Here is an 11718-nt window from a genome sequence, read left to right as displayed (position 1 = left end):
GGCGTAAATTCTTGTGGCGGTTTGCCATTTAAAAGACTATTTTTGCCGCCCGCTTAACTTGCCGCCGCCCTTCCTAGTAAACCGCCTTATGAAGCAGGTAAAAATTCAGATTCCGTCGCTCGTCGAGAATATCCGCGTGGTCGAAAGTTTCATCGATAACTCGAAGGATACCTTTCAGATTGAGGACGATATCTACGGCAATATCATGGTGGCCGTGACCGAAGCGGTGAACAACGCCATTCGCCACGGCAACAAGTTCGACAAGGACAAGAACGTGTACCTGTCGCTGTACGTGGAGCCCCAGCAGCTCAAATTCGAAATCGAAGACGAGGGCACGGGCTTCAACTACGACAACCTCGACGACCCCACGGCCCCCGAAAACCTGGAAAACCCCGGCGGTCGCGGCATCTTCCTCATCCGCCATCTGGCCGATGAGGTGGAGTTCAGCAAGGAGGGCCGCCGCGTGCTGCTCACCTTCCAGCTGGCGTCCGCGCCTACCGGCGAAGCCTCGACTGCCGACCATATTGCCGCCTAAAGCTGCCTGAATTGCCATGATGAGCACCCCGCCGATGGGCCCGCCCCACCACGAGTCGTTCCCGCCCGGCGAGCTCCACCACGAGGCCCCCGGCATCGAGTTCATGGTGGAAGACGTGCCCGAGTTTGAGCTGTCGGACGCCGAGGAGCTGATTGGCTGGATTGAGCGCGTGGCGCGGGTGCACGAGCACCGCATCGTGCAGCTCACCTACATCTTTTGCTCCGACGACTACCTGCACCGGCTTAACGTGGAGTACCTCGACCACGACACGTTGACTGACGTCATCACCTTCGACAATTCGGACGACGCCGATATCCTGGAGGGCGACATCTTCATCAGCGTGGAGCGCGTGCGCGACAACGCCCAGGACCTCGGCATCAGCTTCCGCGACGAGCTGCACCGCGTCATGATTCACGGCGTGCTGCACCTGCTCGGCTACCACGACAAAGACCTGCTGAGCCAAACGGCCATGCGCAAAAAAGAAGATGACTGCCTGTCGTTGCGCACTTTTTAGCGCGGCCTTTGTTTGCTGATTTAAGATTGATAGAACGTCATGTTGCGCTTGTCGCAGCATGACGTTCTGATTTTAGACCTGTCCGTTTTTCATGTCTGCGTCCTCTTCTGCCGAGCAACCCATTATTCGCGGCGATGCCCTGGATTTTTACCTCGCCCAGGGCTACTACCGCATGCAGCAGGAGCTGTTTACCTGCCACTTCGTGCCCTTCGCGGGCCGCCTCTACACGACCCACTGGCTGCGGCTCGACCTGAGCCGCGTGGCTTGGGGCCCGGAGCAGCGCCGGCTGCTGCGTCGCAATGCCCGGTTTGTAGCCACCGTCCGCCCGTTCCGCCTCACCGAGGAATACGAAGGGCTATACGCCCGCTACCGCGCCTCCATCAACTTCGACGCGGCCCCCACGATAGAAGCCGTGCTGCTAGGCGGCGAAGCCCACAATGTCTTCAATACCCAGGTCATTGAGTTGCGCGACGAGGGGCGCTTGATAGCTGCTGGCGTCTTCGACTGCGGCGAGCGCACCCTGGCCGGCATCCTCAATTTCTACGACCCAGCCTACCGGCAGCACAGCCTCGGCAAGTACCTGATGCTGCTCAAAACCGAGTGCGCCCGCCGCCTGGGGTTCGACTATTACTACCCTGGCTACCTGGTGCATGGCTACCCGAAATTCGACTACAAGCTGTTTGCCTGCGCCGGAGCCACCGAGGTTTTCGACAACGTGCGGGGCTACTGGCTGCCATTCGATTGGGAAACGGTCAACGCTCATTCGGCCGAACTGCTGGCCGAATGGCTGCCCGAGGACTGGCAGGGTGGGGTAGGCAACGGCTAAGTCACTGGCCTTAACGTGAAGTTTGAGACCCGCAAGTCGTTTCACGTGAAACGGCCGTCGGGCGCGAATTGCGTAAATTTGTAGTTGTCAATGCGCGGCCGACATTTTTTCGCGCAAGGTTTCGTCAAGTTGAAATCAAGTTTCGCAAAGCTTGGTTCTAGCTTTTATCGCCTTGGCGAAACTCAACTTTTAACCTTCGCGAGACGCTACGCTATATGTTTCAGCAAGAAGAATACGACGTCATTGTAGTGGGCGCGGGCCATGCCGGTTGCGAAGCTGCTGCCGCTGCCGCTAACCTCGGCTCGAAAGTGCTGCTGGTGACGATGAACATGAACACCATCGCCCAGATGTCGTGCAACCCCGCCATGGGCGGCGTGGCCAAAGGTCAGATTGTGCGCGAAATCGACGCGCTGGGCGGCCAGTCGGGCATTATCACCGACCAGACCATGATTCAGTTTCGGATGCTGAACCGCTCGAAGGGCCCCGCCATGTGGAGCCCGCGCGCGCAGAGCGACCGCATGCGCTTCGCCGAAGCGTGGCGCCTGACGCTGGAAGGCATCGCCAACGTGGATTTCTGGCAGGAAGCCGTGACCGGCCTTGTGGTGGAAAACGACGCGGTTGTGGGCGTGAAAACCCAGCTTGGCATCGAGTTCCGGGGCAAGTCGGTGGTGCTCACCAATGGCACCTTCCTGAACGGCCTCATCCACATCGGTGAGAAGAATTTTGGTGGCGGCCGCGCGGCCGAGAAGGGCAGCCGCGGCATCACTGAGCAACTAGTGGAGCTGGGTTTCGAATCGGGCCGCATGAAAACGGGCACCCCGCCCCGCGTGGACGGCCGCAGCCTTGATTACTCCAAAATGGAGATGCAGGGCGGCGATGAGGTGCCCAGCAAATTCTCCTACCTCGATACACCGCGCCTTACGCAGCAGCGCCCCTGCTACATCACCTATACCAACGAGCGGGTGCACGACATCCTGCGCGAGGGCTTCGAGAAGTCGCCCATGTTCCAGGGCCGCATCAAGGGCCTGGGGCCGCGCTATTGCCCGAGCGTGGAGGACAAAATCAACCGCTTTGCCGACAAGGACCGGCACCAGATTTTTGTGGAGCCCGAAGGCTGGAGCACGGTGGAATGCTACATCAACGGCTTCAGTAGTTCGCTGCCCGAGGATGTGCAGTACCGCGCACTGCGCGAAATCGCAGGATTCGAGAACGCCAAAATGTTCCGTCCCGGTTACGCCATCGAGTACGACTTTTTCCCGCCCACGCAGTTGGCGCTTACGCTCGAAACTAAGCGCGTGCAGAACCTCTATTTCGCGGGCCAGATTAACGGCACCACGGGCTACGAAGAAGCTGCTTGCCAGGGCCTGATGGCCGGCATCAACGCGCACAACAAAGTGCACGGCAAGGCGCCCTTCGTGCTGAAGCGTAGCGAGGCCTACATCGGCGTGCTCATCGACGACCTGGTGAACAAAGGCACCGACGAGCCTTATCGCATGTTCACGAGCCGCGCCGAGCACCGCATTCTGCTGCGCCAGGACAACGCCGACCTGCGCCTCACCCCGCTGGGCCACGAGCTGGGCCTGGCTTCGGATGAGCGTTTGGAGCGCGTGCGGCTGAAAGAGGCTCAGACCGCCGAAGTGGGCGCGCTGTTCCAGAAATTCGCCATTGAGCCGGCCGAAATCAATCCGCTCATGGTGGAACTGGGCTCGGCCGAAATTCACGAAAAAACCCGCGCTGTGAACCTGCTGCGCCGCCCCAACGTGGAGCTGGCCGACCTGCGCCGTGCCCTGCCTGCGCTGGACGAAGCCCTGGCCGCTTACGACGCCGAGGCGCTGGAGCAGGCCATCATCAACATAAAGTACGAAACCTACCTGCAGAAGGAGCAGCAGCAGGCCGAGCGCATGCAGGAGCTGGAAAACTTCGTGATTCAGGGTCGCCTCGACTACCGCGCCATGCCGGCCCTCTCGCACGAGGCCCGCGAAAAGCTGCTGCGCATTCAGCCCGAAACCATAGGGCAGGCCTCGCGCATTAGCGGCATCTCGCCGGCTGACGTGTCGGTGCTGATGGTGTATTTGGGCCGATGAAAACTGAAACGGGGGGCAGTCGCTGGTCCCGCTTCCTGTTTTGGACGGCCCTATTCAACGGGCTTGGTTTGTGCGGACTGCTGATTTGGCTGTTTTTCAATTTTCAGTCTGCCGAACATCACTTTTGGCTGCACTGGCTGGCGCTGGCTTGCTGGGCGTTGCTGCTGATGCAAGGGCTGCTAGCCCTTGTGGTCATGGTGCATCAATTATGGCACCGACGCTGGAGCGCAGCCTTGGTCTGGTTGCTGTGGGCTGGTCTCGGCCTGGGGCTTTGCATGGTAACGATGTTTCCGGTAACAGTGCTTTTTGGAATCGGCAGCTCAGTGGGCGAGCCGCCGCCGGGCAGCCCCGAATGAATCGATTCTGACCGCGCCGACTCGCTCTGGCGAATCCAATCGAACCGAATTGATTCGCTTTCCAACTTGCCCAATCGCAACCTCGGAATAACAAGCGAAAAGTGATTGACCGTCGGCCGTAATTCAGGTCGCTGCCTTACTGTAGCCTTAAAAGCCTATTTTTGCTGGTACAACACAAACAGCAGCCCGACTTGCAGCGGGCTGCTTTGCTTATAGTCTGAACATCTGCCTGTGTCCTACGAACGATTAGAGGCCTGCCCGGTGTGCGGCAAAACCGACTTTAAGAACAAGCTGGTGGTGGAAGACCGCACGGTGAGCCACGAGAGCTTCGCCATTGTGCAGTGCGCGGGCTGCGGCTTCCAGTTCACCAACCCACGGCCCAATGAGGCCGAAATCGGCAAATACTACGAGTCGGACGCCTACGTGTCGCATAACAGCGCGGCCCAGGGCTTCGTGAACCAGGCCTACAAGGTGGCGCGGTTTTTCACCATGCGCCGCAAGGTGAGCTTGCTAAACAAGCTGGCGCCGCGCCGGGGCAAGCTGCTGGACTACGGCTGCGGCACAGGCCACTTTTTGGCCGCCGCCAAGGCCGCGCGCTGGCAGGTGGCCGGCCTCGAGCCCAACACCCGCGCCCGCGAGGAAGCCAGCCAGCGCTTGGGGCAGCCCATCGGGCAGGAAAGCCTGGTACAGTTTCAGCCCGGAACGTTCGATGCGATTACGCTCTGGCACGTGCTCGAACACGTGCACACCCTGAATGAAACCCTGGCCCAGCTGGTGGCTTTGCTGAAGCCCGACGGCGTGCTGCTTATTGCCGTGCCCAACGTGGAAAGCCTCGACGCCCAGCACTACCGCGAGCTGTGGGCCGCCTACGACGTGCCCCGCCACCTCTACCACTTCGCTCCCAAAACCATGGCCCAGCTGCTCAAGAAGCACAAGCTGGCCATCCGCCAAACGCTGCCCATGCCGCTTGATGCCTACTACGTGAGCATGCTGAGCGAAAAGCACCGCAACGAGCGCGCCGGCGGCCTGCTCACGGTGCTCAAGGCCGGCTACAAGTCGAACCAATATGCCGAGCAGCACGAGGGGCAGTACTCCAGCCTGCTCTACGTGGCCGGGCGGCGCACCCCGGCGGCCTGATGCGGCGCGCGGCCGGTCGATGGGGGAGGGGGCTGCTGCTGGCCGTGTGCCTGCTGCCCGTCGCCCGCGCTCAAACCGTGCCCGCCACGCCGCCCGCGGCTTCATCGCCCCCCGATTCGGTGCGCAAGCTGGCCCCGACCTTTGTGGTTGATACCACCCGCACGGCCACGGTCGTTAGCGCCGAGCCGAGCGATGCCGTGACGCGCCCGCTGGCATGGCGCATCGGGGCAGCCATTGTTATTCTCACGCTTTCCACGCTCCTGCTCTATAATGTCCGTTCGCGCTGAACTGCTGGCCTCGCTGGCCCTGCTTGCTTTGCTTGAAAGCTGCGCCGCCGTGGCCCCGCCCCTGGGCGGCCCGCGCGACCGTATTCCGCCGCGCCGCATCAGCAGCTCGCCCGATAGCGCGGCCCGCAACGTGAGCCAGAAATTTGTGCGCCTCGAGTTTTCGGAGCCCGTGGTGACGAAGGACCTGAGCAAAAACCTGCTCATTACGCCCCAACTGCCCGAGGACAACCCCTACAAGCTGCGCGAAGACCGTAATTCCATCACGCTGCTTTTCGACAAGCCGCTGGACCCGAACACCACCTACAGCTTCAACTTCCGCGACGGTGTGGTGGACATCACCGAGGGGCTGCCCGCTAAGAATGCGGTGCTCAATTTCAGCACCGGGGCCGTGCTCGACTCGGGCCGGGTGAGCGGCACCGTCACCGACCTGCTCACGGCCCGGCCCGTGGCCGAAGCCAGCATCGGCCTCTACCGTGCCACCGACACCGTCGGCGTGCGCCGCGGCCGGCCCTACTACACCGCGCTTACCGACAAGGAAGGCAAATTCAGCTTGGGCTTCCTGAAGGACGGCACCTACAAAATCTACGCCCTGGGCGATAAGAACAACAACGGCCGCTACGACGACGGCGAGCGAATTGCCTACCTGCCCGCCCCCATCACCATTGCCGGCCGTGCGGGTGCGCCCGTGGCCCTCGTGCTCACCCAGCCCGACCGGCGCCCGCCACTGCTCACCACCCGCACGCCCAGCCCCACTCAGCTGCGCCTGGCTTTCAACGAGGCCTTGCGCACGGCCGCGCTGACTTCGTTGGGCGCCGGCCCCACGCCTGCGGCCCTGGCCGAAGCCAGCCAGCTCACCGAGCGCGGCCGCACGCTGGTGCTTTTCAAAACGCCGGAGGTGGGCGATGGCCGCTACCTGCTCACCATGGCCGACAGCACGGGCAATGTGGGCTACGACACCCTGCAGGTAAAATTTCCGGTGCCGCCCGCCACGGCCAAAAAAGTGGTCAACCCGCCCTTGTATAGCGTAGAAGGCCTTCCCCGGAGTGTGTACCCCGAAGGCCAGGTCCGTTTCAAATTCACGGTGCCGGTGCGGGTGGCCAGCGGCAAGCCCTTCGGCACCCTCATCGAGGACTCAACCAAGCGCCGTCCCCTGCGCCTGCCCGCCGATGGCACCCTCGGGCCCAACCGCGACGAGCTAACCGTGCGCTTCAATAGCAAGGCTAAAAACCGGCTCGAAATCGTGCTCGATAGCACGGCCATCAGTGCCATCACGGGCCAGAGCTTGCGCCTGCGCCCGCTGCGTCTCGGCATTAGCGAGCAGGACGTGTCCAATAGCTTGTCGGGCACCATCACCACCAAGGAAAAGAGCTATGAGCTACAGCTCCTCGATTCTAAATTTGAAGTAGTGGCCAGCCTGGCTTCGCCCAAGGGCAAGTACCTGTTTTCCGACATCAAGCCTGGCACCTACCTTCTGCGTGTGCTCATCGATGCCGACGGCGACGGCCGCTGGCGCGGCGGCGACCCCAACCTGCTGCTCCCCCCCGAGCCGGTGTACCTCGACCCCAAGCCCCAGCAAGTCCGGGCCGGTTTCGACATCATCGAGCCCCTCACATTCTAAGCCCAGCGCCTCTTTCCCGACGTTTTTTCCTGAGCCCCGGCAGGGCGGTTCCTCTTCGTTGAGGGCCGTTTGGCCGGGGCTTTGGCGTGGTGTATGTCGTCGGCCAACTAGCGGTACCATTCGGGTGGTTTTGGCTTCGGAAGATAAGCCAGACAATAGCGCAGGCTTTGTAGTCTGCGCCCCCGCACTGTTCGCAGCTGCGCAAAAGGCGTGGGGACGCGGACTGAAAATTCGGCGCTTGCCATTCCCCCGGAAGCCGCTTTAACCTAAAAATCTTACGCCGTAGCCCGGCTGCGTGGATAACCAAAGTTGGATTCCAGTTACTGAGGGCCTTTTTTACCGCTAATCCACCACTAATCCACGGGTTTTCCACGGGCTTTTCCACAGCGGTTTGGGCTTGTGGGAAATTTCGGGGATAACCTGGGGGAAACATGGGGAGAAGCCGGGGATAAATGGGGCACAAGTTTTTTTGGTGCTTTCAGCGCCTATACAGGGCATTTTCCCCGGGGATAACCGTGGATAACTTCCCCAGGCCACAAGCCCTTTTCACACCAGGAGTTTCGGCGGAGATAGAAAAATGTGGAAACCTGGTGGAGATGTTGAAAAATGAATTAACCTTTAGATAACCAGTGCTTTATTTTCCACAATGCCGGTGGATATTGCGTGGATAAGGCCGTCGTTTCCCCCACGTTTTCCACGCTGGGGATAACCCCGCGGGCTTTTCCACTTATCAACGGACCTAATGAGTGGAAACAAAAAGGTTTTTTAGAAAAAAAATTTAATTAAAAAGTAAGACTGGGGAAAACCTGAATCAAAGGTTTGGAACGCGCTTCAAGCGTTTTGTCCCGCCTCAAGGTTTCAGAGCGCGCCTCAAGCATTTTCTCAGGTCTGGGCTTGAGCCAGCACCAAGCGTTTGAAACACGGCCAGAAATCTTGCGCCCCAAACCCCGTTCTGCTCCCGGCCAAAAAACCGAACCCACTCGCCCGGCTGAAAAAGCGCCCTCCGCCCCTCTTATCCCTCCCGCTTTGTGGAAAAGTGCGTAGAATAGTCATGCCCACATTTCCGCCAAGCCCATGCCGTTCGATTATACCCTCGATTTCCACACCACCGATTTCCGCCAGCACCCCGAGCTATATCGTGTGGGCCGGGGTGAGCAGGGCGTACTGCTCGTGCAGCCATACAAGGGCGAAATTCTGCCGCACTGGCGCTTCAAAGACGCCGCGGCAGCCCGGGAGTCGTCCGAAACAATTTACGGCCTGTTTGAAGCTTATTTGAAAGCTCGCGATTTTGTGGGGGCCGACATGGCCCGCAAATTCATTCAAATGGGCTTTACCCGGGCCCGGCGCTACGCCAACCACAAAGGCGGCAAGAAATACGACGGCCCCGTGCCCGACGACAAGAAAGGCCAGAGCGGCGCCCACGGCCGGGCCGAATTGCCCCGCACCGCTCACCCCGATGTGGATAAGGTGGAAGCCGCCGCCATATTCAAGCGCAAGTGGGATGAAGCCAAAACCCACCCGGAGTACCTGCGGCAGAAGGAAGCGTTTATTGAGAAATACGGGAAATAGGGGGATAAGTCTGTGGGTAAAGTGGCACATCTGTCATCCTGAGCGCAGCGGAGGGCCTTCTCACGTTTGAGTAAACTGTCAGTAAACGCTACTGACGTGGTAAGGTCCTTCGCTGCGCTCAGGATGACAGGCGCGGCCTAGTGAACACCCAACCTCCCTGCCTACCTTTGCTTACCATCCTTTACCCCAACCCCATGAACACCCAACAATCCTCCAGCATCGAGGAAAACGAAATCATTCTGGGCACCGGCATGGGCCCACTGCGCTTCGGCGCCACCATGGACGAAGTGCGCACCCTCGTGGGCGAGCCCGAGGAAATTGAAGAGTCGGACGATGACGACGACTTCGAGCACCAGGCCTGGAACTACCACGAGGAAGACTACCTGCTCTCGCTCTACTTCGACCGCGAAGACGACTTCCGCCTGAGCTGCATCGAAACCGACAACCCCAACATGCGCCTCTTCGGCGAGGCCATCTACGGCCTGAGCATCGACCAGGTGAAGGCCATCATGGCGCGCCACGACCAGCCCACGCCCGAACTCGAAACCATGGAAGAAGGGGCAGTGCGCCTGTCCTACGAGAAGTCGATGATTGACTTATACTTCGAAGAAGGCGAACTGCAGTTCGTCAATTTCGGCGTGTTCATCAACGACGACATGGAAGTGCAGTGGCCCAAGTAAGGCCGACTTTATCCACATTTACCCAGGTTTTTGCTGTGGATAAGTGGATAAGTAACTAAAAGCAGGGGGCTTATCCACGCTTTCGGATGCTTGCTTCAAAAGGAGTTTCGCGTTCCCCCATTTGACGAGCAATAAAAAAGGCGGCCCACATCGGGTCGCCTTTTTTGTGTTTAGCTGGGTTGAAGGCTGTTAGCCAAGCACGGCGCGGAACAGCAGAAACAGCAGGCCCGAGAGCACCACCGTGACGGGCAGTGTGAGCACCCAGGCCAAGGCAATGTTGCGCACCATGCCGGGGTTGATGTTCTTGACGCCGCGGCTGGCCACCATGCTGCCCGCGATGCTCGACGTGAGCACGTGCGTGGTGGACGAGGGCAGGCCAAACTGCGTGCTCACCCCAATCATGGCGGCGGCCACCAGCTCGGAGCTGGCGCCCTGGGCATAGCTCAGGTGCTCCTTGCCGATGCGCTCGCCAATGGTTTTCACGATGCGCTGCCAGCCTATCATCGTGCCCACGGCCAGCGAGAGGCTCACCATCAGCAGCACCCACCAGGGGGCGTAGTCGGTGAAGGTTTTCATCTCCTTGGTGGCCGCGTCAAAGGTGCCGCGGTCTTGGGTGCTGAGGCTCACGCTAGGCGAGGCCAGTAGCTTTTTCGACTGGTTGGCCAGCAGCAGCACGTCGCGGCGGATTTCGAAACGCGCCTGCTGGGGCAGCTGCTTCACGTCGGTTTTGCCTTCGAAAATGCGGTCGAGGTCGGCAGTTTTGGCTTGGATGTCGGCCAGGGTTTTTTGGTCGTTGGGGCTGAGGTCGGCGCGGTTCACGCGGCCGATGACGTACTCGATTTTGGTGAGCGACTGGCGCAGGTCGAGCGGGTTTTTGGTTTCGTCGAGGGCGAAGCGGAAGGGCACGATGCCAATCAGAATCAGCATCACCAGGCCCACGCCCTTCTGGCCGTCGTTCGAGCCGTGGAAGAAGCTCACCAGCGTGCAGGTGGTGATAAGGGTAAGGCGAATCCAGAGGGGTGGGGGCTTGCGCTTGTGCGGCTCCTTGAAGATGGCCTTGCTGCGCACAAAGCGCTTGAACAAAAACATGAGGCCGATGGTAAGCGCGAAGCCCAGCAGCGGGCCCACCAGCAGGGCAATGCCGGTTTCGCCGGCCTTGCTCCAGTTCACGGCCGCGCCCTTCGACTCGGGCAGGAGGGAGTAGGCAATGCCCACGCCCAGAATCGACCCAATCAGCGCGTGCGAGCTGGAAGCCGGAATGCCGTAGTACCAGGTGCCCACGTTCCAGATGATGGCGGCCAGGATGAGCGCGCCCACCATGGCAATGCCGTGGTACACGTTCTGGTCGACCAGCGTTTCGACGGGCAGTAGGTAAATGATGCCCATTGCTACGCCGATGCCGCCGGCGAATACGCCGATGAAATTCCAGAAAGCCGACCACACCACGGCCACCCAGGGCCGCAGGGCGTTGGTGTAGATAACGGTGGCCACGGCGTTGGCCGTGTCGTGGAAGCCATTCACGAACTCGAACGCGCAGGCGGCCAGCAGGCAAATGCCGAGAAGCAGAAGCACGTGAGGTTCTAAACCAAACATAAAAGGCGGTTTTGTGGGAAATTGATTGAAATCATGCGTCAAAGGTAGGAATAGGGCTGACTGTGGATATGTTACCGAATTGTGACGCGCCCGCTTGTCATCCTGAGCGAAGCGAAGGACCTTACCAAGTTTGCGCTGTGTGCATTATCAGTGTATCAGGTTTGCTATTAAATTGTTAGAAACTCTCTGTTGGGATTCAATGATGCAATCAATGCTTCTTTTTTAGCGCGGGTCCACCCCTTTAACTCCTTTTCGCGCGCTATTGCAGCATCTATGTCGGCGTACTGTTCAGCATGAATGAGATTGTGGCAGAAATACTTTCCAGCAAAGGTTTCGGGGGTGCCCCGATTTTGGAAATGCTGCGCTAAGCGCTGCCGCAGATTATTAGTGACACCGATTACGGGCCGGGTTTGTGGTAATGTAAACGTAGTAGGCCATCGTTGAATGTGCGGACGTGGTAAGGTCCTTCGCTGCGCTCAGGATGACAGACGCCGGCGCGCCTTCTACGCACAAGTTTCA

The 11718-nt window shown here is 59.9% G+C and carries 12 protein-coding genes; 10 read left to right on the top strand and 2 right to left on the bottom strand.

The window, feature by feature from the left end; translation table 11 throughout:
* The first annotated feature begins 88 nt into the window (after positions 1-88).
* The 10 genes from I2I01_RS15295 to I2I01_RS15250 all read left to right on the top strand — a co-directional run bounded on the left by I2I01_RS15295 (position 89) and on the right by I2I01_RS15250 (position 9606).
* Entirely contained in the window at positions 89-535 is a 447-nt protein-coding gene (locus I2I01_RS15295; RefSeq protein ID WP_196287338.1) for an ATP-binding protein, read from the top strand.
* Positions 536-551: 16 nt separating this feature from the next.
* Positions 552-1049 carry an rRNA maturation RNase YbeY gene (gene ybeY / locus I2I01_RS15290; RefSeq protein WP_211537975.1) on the top strand — a complete coding sequence of 166 codons (498 nt, stop codon included), beginning with the start codon at positions 552-554 and terminating at the stop codon, positions 1047-1049.
* Between the two features lie 91 nt (positions 1050-1140).
* Positions 1141-1875 carry a GNAT family N-acetyltransferase gene (locus I2I01_RS15285; RefSeq protein WP_211537974.1) on the top strand — a complete coding sequence of 245 codons (735 nt, stop codon included), beginning with the start codon at positions 1141-1143 and terminating at the stop codon, positions 1873-1875.
* A gap of 215 nt (positions 1876-2090) precedes the next feature.
* Positions 2091-3959, top strand: a complete 1869-nt coding sequence (gene mnmG / locus I2I01_RS15280) for a tRNA uridine-5-carboxymethylaminomethyl(34) synthesis enzyme MnmG (protein ID WP_196287337.1) — start codon at positions 2091-2093, stop codon at positions 3957-3959.
* A complete protein-coding gene (locus tag I2I01_RS15275) occupies positions 3956-4315 on the top strand; it encodes a hypothetical protein (protein WP_196287336.1) in 360 nt (119 codons plus the stop codon). The genes mnmG and I2I01_RS15275 overlap by 4 nt, the downstream gene beginning before the upstream one ends.
* A gap of 231 nt (positions 4316-4546) precedes the next feature.
* Positions 4547-5452: a methyltransferase domain-containing protein gene (locus I2I01_RS15270; RefSeq protein ID WP_196287335.1), complete on the top strand. Its 906-nt coding sequence runs from the start codon at positions 4547-4549 to the stop codon at positions 5450-5452.
* Positions 5452-5739, top strand: a complete 288-nt coding sequence (locus I2I01_RS15265) for a hypothetical protein (RefSeq protein WP_196287334.1) — start codon at positions 5452-5454, stop codon at positions 5737-5739. The genes I2I01_RS15270 and I2I01_RS15265 overlap by 1 nt, the downstream gene beginning before the upstream one ends.
* Positions 5723-7357, top strand: a complete 1635-nt coding sequence (locus I2I01_RS15260; protein WP_196287333.1) for an Ig-like domain-containing protein — start codon at positions 5723-5725, stop codon at positions 7355-7357. The genes I2I01_RS15265 and I2I01_RS15260 overlap by 17 nt, the downstream gene beginning before the upstream one ends.
* Positions 7358-8431: 1074 nt before the next feature.
* A complete protein-coding gene (locus tag I2I01_RS15255; protein ID WP_196287332.1) occupies positions 8432-8926 on the top strand; it encodes a DUF4385 domain-containing protein in 495 nt (164 codons plus the stop codon).
* 194 nt (positions 8927-9120) lie between these two features.
* Positions 9121-9606: a hypothetical protein gene (locus I2I01_RS15250; protein ID WP_211537973.1), complete on the top strand. Its 486-nt coding sequence runs from the start codon at positions 9121-9123 to the stop codon at positions 9604-9606.
* Between the two features lie 189 nt (positions 9607-9795).
* Here I2I01_RS15250 and I2I01_RS15245 read toward each other — a convergent pair whose 3' ends face one another.
* Both I2I01_RS15245 and I2I01_RS15240 read right to left on the bottom strand, forming a co-directional pair.
* The gene (locus I2I01_RS15245) at positions 9796-11199 is read right to left on the bottom strand and encodes an inorganic phosphate transporter (RefSeq protein WP_196287331.1); all 1404 of its coding nucleotides are present in this window, start codon (positions 11197-11199) and stop codon (positions 9796-9798) included.
* A gap of 167 nt (positions 11200-11366) precedes the next feature.
* On the bottom strand, positions 11367-11579 hold the full coding sequence (locus I2I01_RS15240; protein WP_317196897.1) for a GIY-YIG nuclease family protein: 213 nt from the start codon (positions 11577-11579) through the stop codon (positions 11367-11369).
* Between the last annotated feature and the right edge of the window lie 139 nt (positions 11580-11718).

It is taken from the genome of Hymenobacter properus (assembly GCF_015694735.1).
Taxonomy (GTDB): Bacteria; Bacteroidota; Bacteroidia; order Cytophagales; family Hymenobacteraceae; genus Hymenobacter; species Hymenobacter properus.
This window is presented reverse-complemented; position numbering and strand designations above follow the sequence as displayed.